Source organism: Pseudomonas sp. S2_F07, assembly GCF_054668325.1.
This window is the reverse complement of record NZ_CP162758.1, coordinates 5,583,720-5,604,344: the sequence shown is the minus strand read 5'-3', so window position 1 is coordinate 5,604,344 and position 20,625 is coordinate 5,583,720. Positions and strand designations below refer to the sequence as shown.

General features: G+C 61.2%; 23 protein-coding genes. All 23 read right to left on the bottom strand.

The window, feature by feature from the left end; translation table 11 throughout:
- Positions 1-139 precede the first annotated feature (139 nt).
- Positions 140-1,279, bottom strand: a complete 1,140-nt coding sequence (gene flhB / locus AB4O40_RS25400; RefSeq protein ID WP_056721597.1) for a flagellar biosynthesis protein FlhB — start codon at positions 1,277-1,279, stop codon at positions 140-142.
- A 3-nt stretch (positions 1,280-1,282) separates the two neighbouring features.
- On the bottom strand, positions 1,283-2,065 hold the full coding sequence (gene fliR / locus AB4O40_RS25395) for a flagellar biosynthetic protein FliR (RefSeq protein WP_056721595.1): 783 nt from the start codon (positions 2,063-2,065) through the stop codon (positions 1,283-1,285).
- 3 nt (positions 2,066-2,068) lie between these two features.
- Positions 2,069-2,338, bottom strand: a complete 270-nt coding sequence (fliQ, locus tag AB4O40_RS25390) for a flagellar biosynthesis protein FliQ (RefSeq protein WP_056721593.1) — start codon at positions 2,336-2,338, stop codon at positions 2,069-2,071.
- Positions 2,335-3,093 carry a flagellar type III secretion system pore protein FliP gene (fliP, locus tag AB4O40_RS25385; protein ID WP_008052881.1) on the bottom strand — a complete coding sequence of 253 codons (759 nt, stop codon included), beginning with the start codon at positions 3,091-3,093 and terminating at the stop codon, positions 2,335-2,337. Before fliP ends, fliQ begins: the two co-directional genes overlap by 4 nt.
- Positions 3,093-3,527: a flagellar biosynthetic protein FliO gene (gene fliO / locus AB4O40_RS25380; protein ID WP_223541110.1), complete on the bottom strand. Its 435-nt coding sequence runs from the start codon at positions 3,525-3,527 to the stop codon at positions 3,093-3,095. Before fliO ends, fliP begins: the two co-directional genes overlap by 1 nt.
- The gene (gene fliN / locus AB4O40_RS25375; protein WP_056721589.1) at positions 3,528-3,974 is read right to left on the bottom strand and encodes a flagellar motor switch protein FliN; all 447 of its coding nucleotides are present in this window, start codon (positions 3,972-3,974) and stop codon (positions 3,528-3,530) included. It lies immediately after the preceding gene.
- Between the two features lie 65 nt (positions 3,975-4,039).
- Entirely contained in the window at positions 4,040-5,008 is a 969-nt protein-coding gene (gene fliM, locus AB4O40_RS25370) for a flagellar motor switch protein FliM (protein ID WP_008052878.1), read from the bottom strand.
- A gap of 9 nt (positions 5,009-5,017) precedes the next feature.
- Positions 5,018-5,521 (bottom strand): flagellar basal body-associated protein FliL, encoded by a 504-nt coding sequence (gene fliL / locus AB4O40_RS25365; protein ID WP_056721587.1) that lies wholly within the window; start codon positions 5,519-5,521, stop codon positions 5,018-5,020.
- 235 nt (positions 5,522-5,756) lie between these two features.
- Positions 5,757-7,103 (bottom strand): flagellar hook-length control protein FliK, encoded by a 1,347-nt coding sequence (locus AB4O40_RS25360; RefSeq protein WP_460057480.1) that lies wholly within the window; start codon positions 7,101-7,103, stop codon positions 5,757-5,759.
- Positions 7,104-7,203: 100 nt separating this feature from the next.
- Positions 7,204-7,554, bottom strand: a complete 351-nt coding sequence (locus AB4O40_RS25355; RefSeq protein WP_056721582.1) for an Hpt domain-containing protein — start codon at positions 7,552-7,554, stop codon at positions 7,204-7,206.
- Positions 7,555-7,584: 30 nt separating this feature from the next.
- A complete protein-coding gene (locus AB4O40_RS25350) occupies positions 7,585-9,291 on the bottom strand; it encodes an ATP-binding SpoIIE family protein phosphatase (protein ID WP_056721581.1) in 1,707 nt (568 codons plus the stop codon).
- Between the two features lie 5 nt (positions 9,292-9,296).
- Positions 9,297-9,596, bottom strand: coding sequence for an STAS domain-containing protein (locus AB4O40_RS25345; RefSeq protein WP_056721579.1), 300 nt, complete (start codon positions 9,594-9,596; stop codon positions 9,297-9,299).
- A gap of 89 nt (positions 9,597-9,685) precedes the next feature.
- Positions 9,686-10,135: a flagellar export protein FliJ gene (fliJ, locus tag AB4O40_RS25340; RefSeq protein ID WP_056721577.1), complete on the bottom strand. Its 450-nt coding sequence runs from the start codon at positions 10,133-10,135 to the stop codon at positions 9,686-9,688.
- Positions 10,136-10,141: 6 nt separating this feature from the next.
- Positions 10,142-11,500 carry a flagellar protein export ATPase FliI gene (fliI, locus tag AB4O40_RS25335; RefSeq protein WP_056721574.1) on the bottom strand — a complete coding sequence of 453 codons (1,359 nt, stop codon included), beginning with the start codon at positions 11,498-11,500 and terminating at the stop codon, positions 10,142-10,144.
- Positions 11,490-12,287, bottom strand: a complete 798-nt coding sequence (fliH, locus tag AB4O40_RS25330; RefSeq protein WP_056721572.1) for a flagellar assembly protein FliH — start codon at positions 12,285-12,287, stop codon at positions 11,490-11,492. The genes fliI and fliH overlap by 11 nt, the downstream gene beginning before the upstream one ends.
- Before the next feature lie 4 nt (positions 12,288-12,291).
- Complete coding sequence (gene fliG, locus AB4O40_RS25325; RefSeq protein WP_007983391.1) at positions 12,292-13,311, bottom strand: flagellar motor switch protein FliG; 1,020 nt, start codon at positions 13,309-13,311, stop codon at positions 12,292-12,294.
- Positions 13,304-15,091 (bottom strand): flagellar basal-body MS-ring/collar protein FliF, encoded by a 1,788-nt coding sequence (gene fliF / locus AB4O40_RS25320; protein WP_056721571.1) that lies wholly within the window; start codon positions 15,089-15,091, stop codon positions 13,304-13,306. Before fliF ends, fliG begins: the two co-directional genes overlap by 8 nt.
- Before the next feature lie 16 nt (positions 15,092-15,107).
- Complete coding sequence (gene fliE, locus AB4O40_RS25315; RefSeq protein ID WP_008052868.1) at positions 15,108-15,434, bottom strand: flagellar hook-basal body complex protein FliE; 327 nt, start codon at positions 15,432-15,434, stop codon at positions 15,108-15,110.
- Between the two features lie 125 nt (positions 15,435-15,559).
- Positions 15,560-16,945, bottom strand: coding sequence for a sigma-54-dependent transcriptional regulator (locus AB4O40_RS25310; RefSeq protein WP_056721569.1), 1,386 nt, complete (start codon positions 16,943-16,945; stop codon positions 15,560-15,562).
- Positions 16,946-16,950: 5 nt separating this feature from the next.
- Positions 16,951-18,162 (bottom strand): sensor histidine kinase, encoded by a 1,212-nt coding sequence (locus tag AB4O40_RS25305; protein ID WP_056721567.1) that lies wholly within the window; start codon positions 18,160-18,162, stop codon positions 16,951-16,953.
- A gap of 110 nt (positions 18,163-18,272) precedes the next feature.
- Positions 18,273-19,748, bottom strand: coding sequence for a sigma-54 dependent transcriptional regulator (locus AB4O40_RS25300; protein WP_046037712.1), 1,476 nt, complete (start codon positions 19,746-19,748; stop codon positions 18,273-18,275).
- 172 nt (positions 19,749-19,920) lie between these two features.
- The gene (locus AB4O40_RS25295; protein ID WP_056721566.1) at positions 19,921-20,217 is read right to left on the bottom strand and encodes a hypothetical protein; all 297 of its coding nucleotides are present in this window, start codon (positions 20,215-20,217) and stop codon (positions 19,921-19,923) included.
- A 10-nt stretch (positions 20,218-20,227) separates the two neighbouring features.
- The gene (gene fliS, locus AB4O40_RS25290) at positions 20,228-20,623 is read right to left on the bottom strand and encodes a flagellar export chaperone FliS (RefSeq protein WP_460057492.1); all 396 of its coding nucleotides are present in this window, start codon (positions 20,621-20,623) and stop codon (positions 20,228-20,230) included.
- Between the last annotated feature and the right edge of the window lie 2 nt (positions 20,624-20,625).

Here is a 20,625-nt window from a genome sequence, read left to right as displayed (position 1 = left end):
GAGAAATAGAGTGTTTTTTCAGGGGGATATGCATCGCCTGGACTGACGCCTTCGCGGGCAAGCCACGCTCCCACAAGTTATCGCCGAACCTGTGGGAGCGGGCTTGCCCGCGAAGGGGCCATCAGCAGCAGCGCGAAACTCAGGAATCGCGGCGCAGATCCGGTGGAATCGGCAGGTCATCCTTAAGCGGATCAGGTCTCTTGCCCTTGCCCGCCCGGTACTGTCGAATCTGATAAACGTAAGCCAGCACCTGTGCAACCGCCAGGTAGAGCCCGCCAGGAATTTCCTGCTCAAGCTCGGTGGAGTAGTAAATCGACCGCGCCAGCGCCGGCGATTCCAGCAGCAAAATCTCGTTGGCCGCCGCGATCTCGCGGATCTTCAGGGCCAGGAAGTCGCTACCCTTGGCCAGCAGTACCGGCGCATTACCCTTTTCCGGGTCGTATTTGAGGGCCACCGCGTAGTGGGTCGGGTTGGTGATGACCACGTCGGCCTCGGGAATGGCGGCCATCATCCGTCGCTGGGACATCTCGCGTTGCAGCTGTCGAATCCGCTGCTTGACCTCCGGCCGCCCCTCCTGGTCCTTGTGCTCGTCACGCACTTCCTGCTTGGTCATCAGCAGTTTCTTGTGGCTCTCCCAGAGCTGCACCGGCACGTCCACCACCGCGATCAGGATCAGCCCGCACGCCATCCACAGGGTGCTCCAGCCCACGACTTGCAGGCTGTGAATGATCGCCATGTCCAGGGGCTCATGGGCGATGCGCAGCAGGTCGTCGATGTCCGATGACAGTACCGCCAGCGCCACGAACAGGATAATGATGAACTTGGCCAGGGCCTTGAGCAGTTCGACCAGCGACTTGGTGGAGAACATGCGTTTGAGGCCGGGGCCGGGGTTCAAGCGGCTGAACTTGGGCGCCATGGAACTCGCCGCGAACAGCCAGCCCCCCAGGGAAATCGGACCGATGATGGCGGCCAGTACCAAGGTGATCATCACCGGCTGGATCGACCACAGGGCAATTTGCCCCGAGCGCATCAGGTAGGTGGCCATGGAGCGCTGATCCAGGATTACTTCCCGCGGCAGCGAGAAGTTGATGCGCATCAGCTCCATCATGTCCTGCGCCATGGCGCCGCCAAAAATCAGCAGCGCCGAGGCACCGACCAGCATGATCGCCAGGGTGTTGAGTTCCTTGGACCGCGCTATCTCACCCTTTTCACGGGAGTCCTGTTTGCGCTTCTCCGTGGGGTCTTCTGTTTTGTCCTGACCGCTTTCGCTCTCGGCCATGGCTCAGCTCGCCCGCGCCATTTCACGTAACAACTGCAAGGCCTCGGTGGCCAGCGGTTGATACTGGTTGAGAATGTCCGCCAGACCGACCCAGACAATGAACAGCCCAAGTACCAGGATCAGCGGGAAGCCGACAGAGAAAATATTGAGTTGCGGCGCCGCCCGGGTCATGACGCCAAACGCGATGTTGACCACCAGCAACGCGGTGATCGCCGGCAGCACCAGCAATAACGCCGCACCGAGCACCCAGCCGAGCTTGCCGGCCAGCTCCCAGTAGTGATTGACCATCAGGCCACCTCCCACCGGCAACGTGGTGAAACTCTCGGTGAGGATCTCGAACACCACCAGATGACCGTTCATGGACAGGAACAGCAGCGTCACCAGCATCGTGAAAAACTGCCCGATCACCGCCGTCGATACGCCGTTGGCCGGGTCGATCATGGAGGCGAAGCCCATGCCCATCTGGATGGCGACGATTTGCCCGGCAACCACAAATGCCTGGAAGAACAGCTGCAAGGAAAACCCCATCACGGCACCGATGAGAATCTGCTCGGCAATCAGCAACAGCCCGCTTAAATCCAGAGGGTTGACCGGCGGCATCGGCGGCAGGCCCGGCACGATGACCACGGTAATGGCCAGCGCGAAATACAGACGGATGCGCCGAGGCAGCAGGGTTGTGCCGAACACCGGCATGACCATCAGCAAGGAGCCGACGCGAAACAGCGGCAACATGAATGTCGCCACCCAGGTGCTGATCTGGGTATCGGTCAGCGCTAGCAGTGACATGGTTTAGCCGATGACCTGAGGAATACTGCCGTACAGCTGCAGGATGTAATCCATGAAAGTCTGCACCAGCCACGGGCCAGCCACGATCAGCGTCACCAGCATCACCAGCAGGCGCGGCAGGAAGCTCAGGGTCTGTTCGTTGATCTGGGTGGCGGCCTGGAACATCGCCACCAGCAGGCCGATCAGCAGACTCGGAATCACCAGCACCGCCACCATCATGGTGGTCAGCCACAGCGCTTCCCGGAAGATATCGACCGCTACTTCCGGGGTCATGGCGAGACACCACCGAAGCTGCTGGCCAGCGTGCCGATGATCAACGCCCAGCCATCGACCAGCACGAACAACATGATCTTGAACGGCAGGGAAATGATCAGCGGCGACAGCATCATCATCCCCATGGCCATCAACACACTGGCCACGACCAGGTCGATGATCAGGAACGGGATGAAGATCATGAAGCCGATCTGGAATGCCGTTTTCAGCTCGGAGGTCACGAAAGCGGGCACCAGGATGGTCAACGGCGCCTGATCCGGCGTCGCGATGTCAGTGCGCTTGGACAGGCGCATGAACAGCTCCAGATCGCTGGTGCGAGTCTGGGCGAGCATGAAGTTCTTGATCGGCACCTGCGCCTTGGCGACCGCATCCTGGGCCGTCAGCTTTTCCGCCAGGTACGGCTGCAGGGCATCCTGATTCACCCGGTCGAACACCGGCGCCATGATGAACAGGGTCAGGAACAGCGCCATGCCGGTGAGGATCTGGTTCGACGGTGTCTGCTGCAGGCCCAGGGCCTGGCGCAGGATCGAGAAGACAATGATGATCCGGGTGAAACTGGTCATCAGCATGACAAACGCCGGGATAAAACTCAGCGCGGTCATGATCAGCAGGATTTGCAGGCTGACCGAGTATTCCTGCGCACCCTGCGCATTGGTGCCCAGGGTGATTGCCGGGATCGACAGCGGATCGGCGGCGAATGCCAGCGGCGCGGCCAGCATCAGGGTCAGCGTCAAGACGATGCGCAGCGCACCCATTACTTCTTATCCTTGTGATCTTTACCCAGCATTTCCAACAGGCGCTGGGCAAATTCCGGCGTCGGCTTCTCGGTGCTCGGCACTTGCACCGGCTCCTTGAGGACGTGCAGCGCAGTGATGTTGCCGGGGCTCAGGCCCAACAGGATCTGCTCGTTGCCGACCTGCACCAGCATCAGGCGATCGCGAGGCCCCAGCGCGCGGGAGCCGACAATCTCGATGACCTGCCCCTTGCCGGCCGGGCCGGCCTGCTGGACCCGACGCAGCAACCAGGCAAGGAAGAAGATCAACCCCAGCACCAGCAGCAAGCCGAACACCAACTGCGTCAACTGGCCGGCCACACCGCTGCTCACCGCCGGCGCAGTCGCCGTTGCGACAGGTTCGGCCGCCAGCACGCTGAACGGCATCGCCAATACAAACCCGAGAACCTTTTTCACTCAGCGCAGCTTCTTGATGCGTTCGCTTGGGCTGATCACGTCCGTCAGGCGGATGCCGAACTTCTCGTTGACCACCACCACTTCGCCGTGGGCGATGAGCGTGCCATTGACCAGCACGTCCAGCGGCTCGCCGGCCAGGCGATCAAGCTCGATCACCGACCCCTGGTTCAGTTGAAGCAGGTTACGGATGTTGATGTCGGTGCTGCCCACTTCCATGGAAATCGACACCGGGATATCGAGGATCACATCCAGGTTCGGGCCGTCGAGAGTGACCGGCTCGTTGTTTTTCGGCACGCTGCCGAACTCTTCCATTGGCAGGCGGCCGGATGCGGAATTGCCGGAGTCGGCGGCCAGCAGGGCGTCGATATCGGCCTGCCCGGCATCACCGGTTTCTTCCAGGGCTGCTGCCCACTCATCGGCCAGGGCCTGGTCGTCTTGCGTGTTCATTTGTCTGTGTCCTCGGCGAGCAAAAAATCAGAATTCGGTTAGTCGCAAACGGGTACAAGCGCCGGTCAACGGCGCTCGATCGGCTCGATCACTTGCAACGCCAGGTTGCCCTTGTGCGAGCCCATCTTGACCTTGAAGGCCGGCACGCCGTTGGCGCGCATGATCATTTCTTCCGGCATGTCGACCGGGATCACATCCCCCGGCTGCATGTGCAGGATGTCGCGCAGGCGCAACTGACGACGAGCCACCGTCGCACCGATCGGCACGTCGACGTCCAGCACGTCCTGGCGCAGGGCGTTGACCCAGCGCTCGTCCTGGTCGTCGAGGTCCGACTGGAAGCCGGCATCGAGCATTTCGCGCACCGGCTCGATCATCGAGTACGGCATGGTCACGTGCAGGTCGCCGCCACCGCCATCGAGTTCGATATGGAAGGTCGACACCACAATGGCTTCGCTCGGGCCGACGATGTTGGCCATGGCCGGGTTCACTTCCGAGTTGATGTACTCGAAGTTGACTTCCATGATCGCCTGCCAGGCTTCCTTCAAGTCGACGAACGCCTGTTCCAGCACCATGCGTACCACGCGCAGTTCGGTCGGCGTGAACTCACGCCCTTCGATCTTGGCGTGCCGGCCGTCGCCACCGAAGAAGTTGTCCACCAGCTTGAACACCAGTTTGGCGTCGAGGATGAACAACGCAGTGCCGCGCAGGGGTTTGATCTTGACCAGGTTGAGACTGGTCGGCACGTACAGCGAGTGCACGTATTCGCCGAACTTCATCACCTGCACGCCGCCGACCGCCACGTCCGCCGAGCGCCGCAGCATATTGAACATGCTGATGCGGGTATAGCGGGCGAAACGCTCGTTGATCATTTCCAGGGTCGGCATGCGTCCACGGACGATGCGATCCTGGCTGGTCAGGTCATAGCTTTTGACGGCGCCGGGTTCGGCAGCGTTTTCGGTCTGTACCAGACCATCGTCGACGCCATGCAACAGCGCGTCGATCTCATCCTGGGACAGCAGGTCCTGCACGGCCATGTCGTGTTCCTACTGCAGTACGAAATTAGTGAAAAGCAACTGTTCGATCACCACTTTGCCGAGCTCTTTCTGCGCCACTTCCTGGACACTGGCGGTGGCTTTCTGTCGCAGCATTTCCTGGCCGACCGGCGAGGCGAGGGTCGCGAAGTCCTGCCCGGAGAACAGCATCACCAGGTTATTGCGGATCACCGGCATGTGGACCTTGAGCGCATCCAGATCCGCCTGGTTACGACCGAGCATGGTGATGCTCACTTGCATGTAGCGCTGGCGACCGTTCTGGTTGAAGTTGGCCACGAAAGCCGGCGCCATCGATTCGAAAATCGCTGGCTGCTTGCCGGCGGGAGCCTGCTCCACTGCGGCGGCAGGCTTGCTCTGGGCGCCGTGCATGAAGTACCAGGTCGCCCCCACGGACAAACCGATCGCCAGCAGCAGGGCCGCCACGATCACGATGATCAGCTTGAGTTTGCCTTTGGTTGCGGGGTCTTTTACTACTGCTGCGTCGCTCTTCGCCATGCCAATAATCCGTCACTATTCGGGTTTTCACAGTCGCACGGCAAGGCAGGAGCAAGTGTTATGCCAGAACGGCTGGGAGCGGGGATGGGTGGGCTTGGCACAATTTGAAGACGGCGCAAAACCACTGTGGGAGCGGGCTTGCTCGCGAAGGGGCAGTGTCAGTCGACAGAGATTTTGAATGACTGACCGCATTCGCGAGCAAGCCCGCTCCCACAGGGTTTGGTGTATGGCCTGATCAGGCGTAGTAATCGACCGCGCTGGAGCCGATCACGCTGCTGGTATTGGCCGCTACTTCAGCGACGCTCGGGGTGATGTCGTCATCCATCGAGTCGAGGCGACCGCCGCTGGCACTGGTTCGTCCGCTCTGGCTTTGCCCGGCCTGTTCCTGCCCTTGCTGCGAACCACGGGACTGGTCCGAAACGTTGACATCGACCTGGCCCATTCCCTGCTGCGCGAACATGTCGCGCAAGCGATGGACCTGGCCATCCAGCGCCTCACGCACTCCCGGATGCGCACTCATGAAGGTGACCTGGGTCTGTTGATCGGGAACCATGCTCACCCGAATGTCCAGGCGTCCGAGTTCAGCGGGCTGCAACTGGATGTCCGCCGCTTTGAGATTGGCGCTGGACAGGTACATGACCCGATTCACCACCTCTTCGGTCCAGCCGCTCTGGTGCATGGCAATCGGCTGGTTCACCGGCAAGGCATTGGCAGTCTTCGGTGTGGCGGCCTGGGTCAGCGCTGCCAGACGGTTGGCGAAATCATCGACACGGGTGTCGCTGCTGGCGGACTTGAGGTCCTTCAGGCCGTCGTCGATCAAGCCGCTGAAAGCCTTGTCGTCACCCTGGCCGGTGCTGCTCTTGTCGCCCTGAACATCCAGCATGGTCGCCATGCCGGCGGCAAAGTTTTGCGCCGACGTCTGCTCAACGTCAGCCTGGGCTTGCGCCTGTGTCGGTGCAGCCTTGGGCTGCGCCTGGCTGGAGGCCGATACGTGACCACCCTGCTCCATCGCCAGGCGCACCGCCGGCAAGGCGTCTAGGGGATCGGTCGAGGGATCGAAATCACCGTCGGCAGTGGCCAGCACTGGAGCCGCCGTAGCCGTAGCAGTGGCGGCTACCGGCGCGTCAACGACAGGTTGCACAGCGTCGACCACGGCGAAGGCCACCGGTGCCTGTACGACGGATTGCAATGAAGGATCAAGCGCCGGATCGAGCGGTGCGGCATCGACGACAGGAGCCGGGGCGGCATCTGACGCATCATCGCCGGCGGTCTTGTCGTCAGTCTGCGCCGAATGGTCGGCAGGCAAGGATTTGCCGCCACCGGCAACCACCGGTTCCTCGACGGCAGACTTGTCGTCATTGGCGTCTTTTTTTCCGGCAACATCGCAGGTTGTGTCGCGACCCGGCTTGACCGGAGCATCCGCCAATGCATTGGGCTTGCCCTGGGCCTGGCTGGCATAGACATGAGCGAAGCTTGCGGCCTTGCCCCCGGGCTCAGCGGTCAGCGCCGCAGGATTGGCGGAGCCAGCCTGAGTCTTGGCTTGCCTGGAGGCCGGAAGCAGAATATCGGGGGTAACGGGCATGAAACGGTCTCCGCTGCACGGGGCTCGTAAGTACAGTTGGATGAGTTGACTGCAAAGGTCGAGCCAGTTTCACTTGAAGAAGACCCAATGCAGCGGATGCTCAGATTTTCGCCGGGCAACGCTGTCGTTCAGCTTCGTACAGAGGTCGGATACCGGCGAACTCGCGATCGATTTCGCCGACCAGCTCCTGAACGGCGGCCCATGGCAAATCTTTAGCCCGCTGTTCAAGTTGATGGCAGAGCTCTGTCAGCCGGAAGGCGCCCATATTGCTGCTGCTGCCCTTGAAGCTATGGGCGGTTTCTACGAGCCGTGCGGCACTGTCAGCTGTTCTCAAGACTTTCAGGCGCTCTTCGGAGTCCGCAAGAAAGATATCCAGCAGATCCGGATAGCCCCCTTCCATCACTTCCTGCAATGCACTCAGCACGTCGCGATCCACATGTGTGTCGTCCACTTGCTCACTCCTTGATCAAGAATGCGCGGATTATGCCAGAGCCTCCCAGATAAACTCCACGCGTGCACTTCGACCATTGTCGCTCCAGCGGGCATTACGCCCCAACTGGCGGATCAGACTGACCCCTCGCCCCGACAGGCGGACGTCTTCCAAAGGTCTTGCCATCACCCGCTCGACATCGAAACCCTTGCCGCTGTCTTCGATGTGAATGGCCAGGCAACCGCCGTCGTCCGTTGGCGTCACCTGCAAATGTAACCGTACATAGCCATCCTGCAGTTCGTCCAGCCGGGTATTACGCTCTTGATAATACCGCGCAAATCCCGAGGCATCGCGCTTGAGGCTCGAATCCAGCCCCAGCACGCCATGCTCCAGCGCATTGGAATAGAGCTCCGCCAGCACACTGTAGAGCGCACCGCTCTGAGCCCGAAGACCATGCACCTCAAGCAACAGTTGCAACAGATAGGGCAACGGATTGAAACGCTTGAGCGTGGCGGCGCGAAACTCGAAACTCACCGACCAGTCCAGCGGGCAGGACTGGCCGCTGTCGGAGTAGACCAACGCCGGCGGCGTGATCTGCGCCTTCTCCAGCAGGCTGATTTCTACCATGCTGACATCATCGCGTGCTTCTCCGCCGAAATGACGCAGCGCCTGCTCGATCTCTTCGAACAGTGCATCCGGCTGGCGATTGGCGGCAAACACCCACTGCAATCGCTGCACGCCAAACAACTGATCATTGGCGTCGCAGGTATCAATCACGCCATCGGACAGGAGAAATACCCGGTCCCCGATGGCCATGGGATACACGTCGGTTCGCTCGTCGAAGGAGTCCGGGCTCAGCACCCCCAAAGGCAGGTGCCGCGCCGGCAGAGGCGTTCGCTCGCCACTGGCAACGCGATGCAGGTAACCGTCGGGCATGCCGCCGTTCCAGACTTCCACCGAACGGCGCTGAAAACTCAGGCACAGCAAGGTGGCACAGCAGAACATGTCCACCGGCAGGATGCGCTTGAGCTTGGCATTCATCTCGCGCAGGGTTTCCGCCAGGCCGTAGCCCTTGGCGGTCATCCCGTAGAAAACTTCGGCCAGGGGCATGGCGCCCACCGCCGCCGGCAGACCGTGGCCGGTGAAGTCGCCCAGCAGCACGTGCATGTCTCCGGCCGGGGTGAACGCGGCCAGCAACAGGTCGCCGTTGAACAGCGCATAGGGCGATTGCAGATAACGGATATTCGGCGCTGCATTCAGGCAGCCGGAGTGCGCCACCTTGTCGAAAACGGCCTTGGCCACGCGCTGTTCGTTGAGCAGGTAGTCGTGGTGCCGGGCGATCTGGTCACGCTGTTGCAGCACGGTGTCCTGCAAGCGCCGCAAGCGATCCATCGCCTTGATCTTGGCAGCGAGAATCACCTGGTTGTAGGGCTTGGCCAGAAAGTCGTCACCGCCGACTTCCAGGCAACGGGCCAGGGCTTCGCTTTCGGACAACGACGTGAGGAAGATGATCGGCACCAGGGTTTCCCCGGCCAGGGCCTTGATCTGCCGGGCCGCCTCGAAGCCGTCCAGGACCGGCATCATTGCATCCATCAACACCATGTGCGGTTGTTGTTGGCCAAACACCTCGACCGCTTCGGCGCCGTTGGCCGCCGTCAGCACGTCGTGCCCCTGGCGGCGCAGGATGCTCGACAGCAGCAGGCGATCGGCGGCGCTGTCCTCGGCAATCAGGATTGTCAGCGGTTCCAGTGGCTGCATGGCAATCAACTGATGTCGAACAGTTTGTCGAAGTTGGAGATGGCGAGGATTTTGCGCACGTCGGTACTGCTGTTGACGACGCGCACATCGGAGTCGTCGCCACCGGCGTGATCGCGCAGCAAAAGCAGCATGCCCAGGGCCGAGCTGTCGAGGTAGGTGGCATCCTTCAGGTCGACCACGACCGCCGATAGCTGTTTATCTTCGTAGGACTGACGAAATTCCTGATGCTTGGCGAAATCGAATCGTCCCCTGATCGAGATCGTCAGCCTTTGTCCATCCTCGGACACTTCTGTAATCACCGACATTTAATGGCTTCCTTGTCATTGGCAAACGTTTAGAAGGTTTAGCATCTGAAGAGGATGGGGGCAAGCCAGCCTGTTTTTTGAAAGCACGTTCAATAGGGGTTATCACGCGGCAGGCGCTGGGACAATTCATCCAGCAGTTTCTGTTCGCGCCGGTCTTCAAGCGCCCGCGCCTCGTCGGCATAGCGCTGAACCAGCTTGCGCAAGCCTTCGACCCGGGCAAACGCCTGCTGCCAGGTCTCCCGCGCCTTGTTCAGGTTGTTCTGATGCCAGGCCAGGCTTTGCCGCTGCTGGTCGATGGCCGTGCCCAGTTGCGCGAGAAAGCCCTGATAACCCAGTAACCATTGGCCCGAGACGCCGCCGCTGCCGCGCACGATCCATTGTTCCTGATAGTCGAGACGGAAGGCTTCGAGGTCGGCGAGCTTGCTTTGTGCCAGGCGAACCTGCCCTTGAAAGTGCCCCAGGCGCTGGACCGCGGTTTTCTCGGTCTTTTCGGCCATTTCCACCACCGGCGCCAGCCGTCCCGCCCGACTCAGGGCCATGACCGCTTAACCGCCTGCCGCGGGCGCGAAGATCGAGGCCAGATACGCTTCGCTTTCGCCCAGGCTGATGCTGTCGTTGAGGCCCTGACGCAGGTATTTGACCAGTTGCGGTTGCAGGGAAATCGCCAGGTCGGTCTCGCGATCACCACCGGCGACGTAGGCGCCAACGCTGATCAGGTCGCGACTCTGCTGATAGCGCGACCACAATTGCTTGAAGTACTGCGCGCGCATCATGTGCTCCGGCGACACCACCGCCGGCATGACCCGGCTGATGGAGGCCTCGATATCGATGGCCGGGTAATGCCCTTCCTCGGCCAGGCGCCGCGACAGCACGATGTGCCCGTCGAGCACGCCCCGCGCTGAGTCGGCAATCGGGTCCTGCTGGTCATCGCCTTCGGACAGCACGGTGTAGAACGCAGTGATCGAACCACCACCTTTCTCCGCGTTGCCGGCCCGTTCCACCAGTTTCGGCAGCTTGGCGAATACCGACGGCGGATAGCCCTTGGTCGCTGGCGGCTCACCGATGGCCAGGGCGATTTCCCGCTGGGCCTGGGCGAAACGGGTCAGCGAATCCATGAGCAACAGGACGTTCTTGCCCTTGTCGCGGAAATATTCGGCGATGCGCGTGCAGTACATGGCCGCGCGCAGACGCATCAGCGGCGCATCGTCCGCCGGAGACGCTACCACCACTGAACGCTTGAGCCCTTCTTCACCGAGGATGTGCTCGATGAACTCTTTAACTTCACGCCCCCGCTCACCGATCAGCCCGACGACGATGATGTCGGCCTCGGTGAAGCGGGTCATCATGCCCAACAGCACGGATTTACCGACACCGGTACCGGCGAACAGCCCGAGACGCTGGCCGCGCCCCACCGTCAACATGCCGTTGATGCATCGGATGCCCACGTCCAGCGGCTCGCTGATCGGTTCGCGCTTGAGCGGATTGATGGTCGGGCCATCCATCGGCACCCAGTCCTCGGCCTTCATCCCGCCCTTGCCGTCCAGCGCCCGACCGGCGCCATCGAGCACCCGCCCGAGCATGCTCATGCCCATGGGCAGGCGACCGGTATCGGACAGGGGAACTACGCGGGCGCCGGGTGCAATACCGGCAACGCTGCCGACCGGCATCAGAAAGATTTTGCTGCCGGAGAAGCCCATGACTTCGGCTTCGACCTGCACCGGGTGATAGCTGTCGTCGTTGATCACCATGCAGCGGCTACCCATGGCGGCGCGCAGACCTTCGGCTTCGAGGGTCAGGCCGACCATGCGCAACAAGCGGCCCTCAAGGATCGGCGCGCCGGCCAATTCAGTCGCCTCGGCGTAACTGCCCAGGCGCTTGGCGAAGCTGGTGCGTTCAAGGCGCATCAGGTGCATCCGCTTCTGGCGCGGCCGCAGGCTTGCTGTCGATCGGCAGTTCCAGGCTCAGGTCCGGCGCGGCCGGGTGCAAGGCCTGCTCGTGCAATTGATCGAACAGTTTGTCCATCACCTGCACGACACGGGTTTCGACCGTGGCGTCGATGCGGCTGTGTTCGGTCTCGACCCGGCAACCGCCGGGCAACAGCGATTCGTCCTCGACGATGCGCCAGGTTTCCTCATGACGCTCGCGCAGGGCTTTGACCTGTGCGAAGTCCTGGGGATTGATGTACAGCCGCACATTGCCCACGCCCAACGGCAAGAGCTTGAGTGCTTCGCGCATGACGTGTTCGATCTGCGTCGAGTCGATGGCCAGTTCGCGCTGGATCACTTGCCTGGTGATGTGCTGCACGAGCTCGACCAGGGACTTTTCAATCTGGGTGTCCTGCCCGGCGATGGGCTCGAACAAGTGCGCCATCAACTGTTCCAGCCCGGCAAGCTTCGGTGCCAGCGCCTGTTCGGCTTCCTGGCGAACCTTGAGCGTGGTGCTGTGGAAGCCCTCCTTCTCACCCACCGCGAAGCCTTCGTTGTAGGCCTCCTGGCGAATGCTTTCGAGTTCTTCCAGGGTCAGTGGCTGGACCTCCTCCAGCGGCACCTCTTCCATTTCCGGCGGTTCGGGTTCAGGCGCAGGTTCTGGCTCGGGTTCCGGCGGGTCGAAACTGGGCAGCGCCCAGGACTCGAAGCCACTGACATCCCTGGCCCGGATCAGGTCAGTGGGTGCATCATCATTCTTGACCATGGTGTTAGATCATTTCCTCGCCGCCTTTGCCGCCGAGAACGATTTCCCCGGCTTCGGCCATACGGCGGGCAATGGTGAGGATTTCCTTCTGCGCGGTTTCCACGTCGCTGACGCGCACCGGGCCCTTGGCTTCCAGGTCGTCGCGCAACAGTTCGGCCGCACGCTTGGACATGTTCTTGAAGATCTTTTCCTTGACGCCTTCGTCCGACCCTTTGAGGGCCAGTACCAGCACGTCGGAGGACACTTCGCGCAACAGTGCCTGGATACCTCGGTCGTCGACGTCGGCCAGGTTGTTGAATACGAACATGAGGTCTTCGATCTGGCCGGACAGGTCTTCGTCGACTTCGCGGATCGAGTCCATGAGCTGGCCTTCGATCGAGCTGTCGAGGAAGTTCATGATGTCCGCCGCGCGCTTGATGCCACCCAGGGTGGTGCGCGAGGCATTCGAGTTGCCGGAGAACTGCTTCTCGAGAATCTGGTTGAGCTCTTTCAGGGCCGCTGGCTGTACGGTGTTCAGCGAGGACACCCGCAAAATGATGTCCAGCCGCACCTTGTGGTCGAAGTTGCCCAGCACTTCACCGGCCTGGTCCGGATCGAGATACGCCACCACGATCGCCTGAATCTGCGGGTGCTCATAACGGATCACGTCGGCGACGGCGCGCGGCTCCATCCATTTCAGGCTGTCGAGGCCGCTGGTGTTGCCACCGAGCAGGATGCGGTCGATCAGGCCGTTGGCCTTGTCTTCGCCCAGGGCCTGGGTGAGCATCTTGCGCACATAGTCGTCGGAGCCGACGCCCAGGCTGGTCTGGTCGCCGACGATATCGACGAACTCGCTCATCACCTGTTCGACCTGCTCGCGGTGCACATTCCCCATCTGGGCCATCGCCACGCCCACGCGCTGGACTTCTTTGGGGCCCATGTGACGCAGCACCTGGGCGGCGTCGGTGGAGCCCAGGGACAGCAACAGGATTGCGGCTTTGTCGACCTTGGACAGTTTGGCGGCAACGGCTCGGTTATCACTCATCTGCGTTAATCCACTCTTTCACGACCTGGGCCACACGACCCGGATCTTCTGCCACCAGACTCTTGATTGCGTTCAACTGAGCGTCATAGCCTTCGCTCGGACTCGGCAGCAGGATGCTGGTCGGGCCACCGAGGCTGACACGGTCGTTGGCCAGTTCGCCGTCCAGGCCGCCCATGCCGCCCAACTCGACGTCGCTACCCAAACCAACAAGCTGCTTGCCCTTGCCGCCACCGGTGATGTTGTTGAGCACCGGACGCAGCACACCGAACACCAGCACCAGAATGAACAGCACGCCCAGCACTTGCTTGACGATGTCCCAGAACCACGGCTGGGAGTAGAACGGAATTTCGGCAATCACCTCACCGCGCTCGGCGGAGAACGGCATGTTGATCACGCTGACACTGTCGCCACGGCTGGCATCGAAGCCGACCGCGTCCTGCACCAGGCGAGTGAAGCGCGCCAATTCATCGGCGGTCCACGGCGCACGGGTGGTTTCGCCGTTGGCCGGGTTGATCTTGACCTGATCATCAACGACTACCGACACCGACAGGCGATTCAACCGGCCCTGCTGCTGCTTGGTGTGGCTGATGGAGCGATCGAGTTCGAAGTTCCTGGTCGATTGTTGACGCTTGTCCGCCGGGTACGGCGCGAGCATCGGCTGACCGGTGGCCGGGTCCATGATTTGCTGGCCGTTGGCATCAACCAGTGGCTGGCCCGGTTGCACCATGCCTGCTGCCCCCGGAGTGCCGCCGGTGGTCTGCGGCGCGGAGGCCGGCGCTGGCGGCTGGTTACTCAGGGCACCCGGCACGCCTTGCGGGCCATTGCTGGCGGTACGCTGTTCGTTGACCGACTGTTCGCTGCGCAATGCCGGTTGATCCGGGTTGAATTGCTCGGAAGTCGATTCGACCGCACTGAAATCCACGTCAGCCGAGACTTCGGCCTTGTAACGGTCGTTGCCCAGCACCGGCTGCAGGATGTTGTGCACGCGCTGGGTGAGCATGCTTTCCATGCGACGGCTGTAGTCGAACTGCTTGCCGGCCATGGTCAGCTCGGAGTTTTCCGCCTGATCGGAAAGCAGGTTGCCCTTCTGGTCGACCACGGTGATCTGCGACTTGCCGAGTTCGGGAACACTGGTTGCCACCAGGTTGATGATGGCTACGACCTGGCCGGGTTCCAGGGAGCGACCGGAATAGAGTTCAACCAGAACCGATGCGCTCGGCTTGCGCTCGTCGCGCACGAACACCGAACTTTTCGGGATCGCCAGGTGCACGCGGGCACCCTTGACGTTGTTCAGGCTGGAGATGGTGCGGGCCAGTTCGCCTTCGAGGCCGCGACGGTAGCGGGTCGCTTCCATGAACTGGCTGGTGCCCAGTCCCTGTTCCTTGTCGAGGATTTCAAAACCGATGTTGCCATCGCTGGGAGTGACACCAGCGGCCGCGAGCTTGAGCCGCGCACGGGACAGGTCATCGGCCTTGACCAGCAAGGCTCCGGAATTGGGTTCGACGGTGTACGGGATATCGGCGGAGGCCAGGGTATCCATGACCTGCTTGGCATCCATGCCGGCAAGGCTGCCGTACAGAGGCCGATAGTCCGGTTGCTGGGACCACAACACCACGGCAAAACCAATCGCCACGCTTGCCGCCAGGCCGACCAACAGGCCCACCTGACGCAACATGGTCATCTCGGAGAGGTTTTCCAGGAAGGACAACCCGAACAGCGGCGGTTTGCCGTCTATTGGAGCGGCCTTGGCCGGAACGTTATCGGCGACTGCTTCTGCCATGACTCAATCTCGTCCTTTAAACCGGCATCTGCATGATGTCTTGGTAGGCCTGGACCACTTTGTTGCGCACCTGGGTCAACGCCTGGAACGACACACTGGCCTTCTGCGAGGAAATCATTACGTCCGTGAGATCGACGCCGCTTTTGCCGATTTCGAACGCACTGGCCAACTGCGTGGAAGCCTGCTGGGTGTCGTTCACTTTATTGATAGCCTGACCGAACATGTCGGAAAAGCTGCTGCCCGTCATTTCAGGGACGGCAGTCGATTTCGGCGCAGACATGGCATCCATTTGCATGGCGCGCATATCCAGCATCAACCGATTGAATTCAATACCTTGGCTCATGGTTTCTCTCTTTGACGACCCGCAATTTTTTGACACTCACTCGGCGGGTAGTGAGGTGTTAGCAACAAGGGTGCCAGCTCCATGGCCACTCTGAACAAAAGCCCTCCTGACTACCAAACCCACATTCAGGTCGCGTACAAAAAGGCTTCCACATCCATGCCGGCATCGCGCATCTGCGCCAGCTTGTAGCGCAGGGTTCGCGGGCTGATACCCAGGCGCTCGGCCGCCTCTTTGCGACGACCGCGCTCGGCGCGCAGGGTATCGATGATCATCTGGAATTCACGGCGACGCAGGTCATCGCCCAGCGCACCGGCCGACTCTGATCCGACTTCCACAGAACACACCGGCGCCTGCGCCAACGCAGGCAGTGGCGCACAAGCCACCGGCCCGGCCAGGCAGAAATCCAGCGGCTGGATCAAGCCGCCCTGCTGCAAGATCAGCGCACGCTGAATCGCGTTGTCCAGCTCACGCACGTTACCCGGCCACGGATAACCGATCAGGCACGCCTGGGCTTCGGGGGACAACCTGGCAGCCGAATGCTTCATTTTATTGATGTGCCGGGCCAGCAGACGCTCGGCCAGCGGCAGGATGTCGGCGGTGCGCTCGCGCAATGGGCGCCAGGCCAGGGGAAACACCGACAGGCGATAGTAAAGATCTTCGCGAAAACGCCCTGCTGCCACTTCACCCGCCAGGTCGCGATTGGTGGTGGCGACCACACGAATGTCCAGGGTGATCGGCTTGCGCGCCCCCACCCTTTCGACCTCGCGCTCTTGCAGCACGCGCAGCAGCTTGGCCTGGAGCCCCAGGGGCATTTCGGAAATTTCGTCGAGCAGAATGGTGCCGCCGTCGGCCTGCTCGAACTTGCCGGCTTGCGCGGTAATGGCGCCGGTGAAGGAACCCTTCTCGTGCCCGAACAAGGTCGCTTCGAGCATGCTGTCCGGGATCGCTGCGCAGTTGATCGCAATGAACGGCTGACGGGCGCGATGAGAATGCTGATGGATGTAGCGCGCCAGCACTTCCTTGCCCGTGCCCGACTCACCCGAGATCAACACCGTGGAATCGCTGCGTGCGACCCGCGCTGCCAATTCGAGCAACTGAGCGCTCGCCGGCTCGAATGCTATCGGCCCTTCACCCTCGACCAGGCCGAGACTGCCCAGGGCATGACGCCCCACCAGATCGAGCAACGCCTTGGGCTCGAATGGCTTGACCAGATAGTCCGCCGCCCCTTGGCGCATCGCGTCGACCGCACGCTCGACCGCACCGTGAGCCGTCATCAGCAACACCGGCAACTGCGGCTGCCGCGCTCGCAGCAGGCCCAGCAACTGGTGGCCGTCCATGCCCGGCATGTTGACGTCGCTGATCACCAGGCTGAAGGCTTCGCCACCGACGGCAAGCAACGCCTCCTCTGCCGAGCCCACCGCCTTGTAATCGTGGCCCGCGAGCAACAGCGTATCGGCCAGCGCCTCGCGCAATGCGCGATCATCTTCGACCAACAGAACCTTGATACCCATCTGTGTCACTCCGCTCCTTGAGCGCTGCTGAACAACGGCAGGATCACCTGCGCGCAGGTGCCGCGACCGAGCCGCGAGCGCAACTGCAATTGTCCCTGATGAGCACGCGCCACTGCCTTGACCACGGTCAGGCCAAGACCCGTGCCGGTGGCCTTGGTGGTAAAAAAGGGCTCGCCCAATCGCGCCAGAACCGCGGCATCGATACCGGAGCCACTGTCACTGACGCACAGACGCAGGTTGTTGCCGCGGGTGTAGAGGTGAATCTTGAGGCGCAATTGACCGGCACTGGCCTGAATGGCGTTCTCGATCAGATTGAGGATCGCGCCGACCAGGGTATCGCGATTGCACAGCAACTCCCCCGAATGACTGTCGCACTGCCAGCGGATCGGCAGATCCTGTACGTGGGTCAACGCCGCCGCTTGCAACGATTGCATCAATTGGCCCGGCGTCACCCGGTCGGTCAGCGGCAACTCGCCCCGGGCGAAGACCAGCATGTCGCGCACCTGGTGCTCCAGTTCGTGCAGGCGCTCCTTGAGACGCCCGGCAAAGCGTTGCTGGGTAGCGACCGGTAGCTCCTGCTCGGTCAAGTGACTGGCATACAGCAACGCGGCGGACAACGGCGTGCGTATCTGATGAGCCAACGAAGCGACCATGCGCCCCAGCGACGACAGCCGCTCATGACGGGCCAGTTGATCCTGCAGATGGCGGGTTTCGGTCAGGTCGTTGAGCAACACCAACTGGCCAGGCTCGGCGTCCAGCGAGCGCGTGGCGATCGACAGGCGCCGACCATCCTTGAGGGAGACTTCATGACCATCGTCTTCGCGCGGCGCAAAACAGCGGGCAATGACGTGGCGCCACAATTCACCCTCCAGCGGCAGCCCCAGCAACTCGCACGCCGCCGGATTGGCTTCGCGCACGATGCCCTGGGCGTCAATGACGATGACACCGCCGGGTAACAGATCGAGGAGGTTTTGCAGGCGGTTGGCCAGGCGTTCTTTTTCTGCGAGCTCCTGCATGCGCTGGGCGCTGACCACCGCCAATTCACCCTTGAGCTCGGTGACCCGGGCTTCAAGCATGCTGTAGGAATCGGTCAACTGACTGGACATCTGATTGAACAGCGCGAATGCCTGCTCAAGGCCAAGCCGGCTCGCCTGCTCCGCGGAGGACGGTTGCCGCGAAGCATCAGGGACAGGAGACATCTGGGCGGCTTGGGGCATCGTGCTCTCTCGCTTGGCTGACCGTCAGTGAAACGGAACGTTGCGAGGGACGTAGCAATACCCGTGCCTAAAAAAAACTGCTTATAAATGAATGAGTTGAAAAACAGGCGTCAATCATCCGCCTGCTCGTCTCCATCACGACGGCTCATGCCGTACTTGCGCATCTTTTCCACCAGCGTGGTACGACGAATGCGCAGGCGCTCGGCTGCGCGAGCCACAATACCGTTGGCATCATCCAGCGCTTGCTGGATCAGCCCCTGCTCCAGGCCACCGAGGTAGTCCTTCAGGTCCAGGCCTTCCGGCGGCAGCATGGCATTGGCGGTGAAGTCCTGGGTATGGCCGTTGATGGCCACGCGCTCCTCCAGATCGCTGCGCAGGCTGTCGACCATTTGCTCATCTTCATCGTCGACGTAGCGGAATTTCTTCGGCAACTCGACTACGCCGATCACGCCGTATGGATGCATGATCGCCATGCGCTCCACCAGGTTGGCCAGTTCGCGGACGTTGCCCGGCCAGCCATGGCGGCACAGCGACATGATCGCCGCCGAGTTGAAACGGATCGAACCGCGCTTCTCGTGCTCCATGCGCGAAATCAGCTCATTCATCAGCAGCGGAATGTCTTCGACGCGCTCACGCAGCGGCGCCATTTCGATCGGGAACACGTTCAGGCGGTAGTACAGGTCTTCGCGGAAGGTACCGATCTCGATCATGCTTTCGAGATTCTTGTGGGTCGCGGCAATGATGCGCACGTCGACGCTCTGGGTCTTGTTGCTGCCCACGCGCTCGAAGGTGCGCTCCTGCAACACGCGCAGCAACTTGACCTGCATCGGGAGCGGCATGTCGCCGATTTCATCGAGGAACAGGGTGCCGCCGTTGGCCAGTTCGAATCGACCGGCGCGGCTGGTGATCGCCCCGGTGAAGGCGCCCTTCTCGTGGCCGAACAATTCGCTTTCCAGCAACTCGGCAGGGATCGCCCCGCAGTTGACCGGTACGAACGGCGCTTCGCGGCGCTTGGAATGGTAATGCAGGTTGCGCGCAACCACTTCCTTGCCGGTGCCGGACTCACCGAGGATCAGCACGCTGGCATCGGTGTCGGCGACTTGCTGCATCATCTGGCGCACGTGTTGAATCGCCCGGCTGGTGCCGACAAGACTGCGGAAAAGATTGGGTTCGCGATGACGACCGCGCTCGCGGGCCTGGTCGTACATCTCGCGATAGACCTGGGCACGGTGCAGCGAATCGAGCAACTTGCTGTAGCTGGGCGGCATTTCAAGGGTCGAAAGCACCCGCCGACGCTGGTCTTCCGGCAGGTCAATGGAAGAATTATCGCCCATTAACAAAACCGGAAGGAACTCATCCCATGTCGACAGTGTCTTAAGCAAGCCCAGAAGTGCACCAGGAGCATTGACCGTCCCGATGAGGACACAGATCACTTCACGACTTGACGACAAAGAGCCGACAGCCTGCTGCCAGTCATGGCTACCGCAGGGTAAATTTTCTTCGCCAAGAAAATTTAAAATCACCGCCAGGTCGCGGCGGCGGACGCTATCGTCATCAATCAGCAGAATTTTGGTTTCACGCCACATGCAATAGCAACTTCCCTAGTCAACTCGATGCCCAAAATGCTGGGGCAAGCTAAACGCTTGCAGGCACAAATATGCCTGAAGACGACTGAAATCTGGAACAGCCACTAGTTAAGTCAAAAAACCGTGCACAGTCAAATTTATGGCGCACATGTCTGGATTAACTTGGGGTTAATTAACCGAACAGATGGTAAACCTTTGCTGCGTTCCGCGCTTGCTGGATCTGAGACATTTCATCGACTATCGCCTGTCTCTCACCCATCGCCACCTCAAGCAACTGCTTGTAGACATACAGCAGCTCCTCAAGATTGCTACGCAGAACCTCTTCGTCCAGCGAAGCTTCGCTCATGACGTCTTCCATGCAGGAACGGCAATCGAGGTCCAATTGACCGATGGCCTCCCAGTCGCGCTCGGCCAAGGCACCGACCAGCGCTTCACGAGTTTGTTCTATTCGCTGCAATACAAGACTCATGGCGATCTCCTTAGAACTGCGGACCTGGCTCAGCAATACCGTCCCAGCCTTCTTTGACCGTGCGCAGCAAGCCCGCGACCTCATCGAGAATCTTCGGATCACTGCTGATGTTGGCCTCGGCCAGGCGCTTCATCATGTAGATGTAGAGACTGTTGAGTTCGCCCACGGTATCAGCGCAATTTTCAAGATCCAGGCCTTCACGCAAGCCACCGATGATGCCAATCGCCTTGCCGATCGATACACACTTGCCGGGAACATCCTTGCGCTCCAGGGCACCTTTGGCCTGCGCGATGCGATCCAGGCCACCTTCCATGAGCATTTGCACCAATCGATGCGGACTGGCTTCGGACGTCTGGGCGTGCGCACCCACTTTCTGATACTGCCGAAGGGCTAACATTGGATTCATGT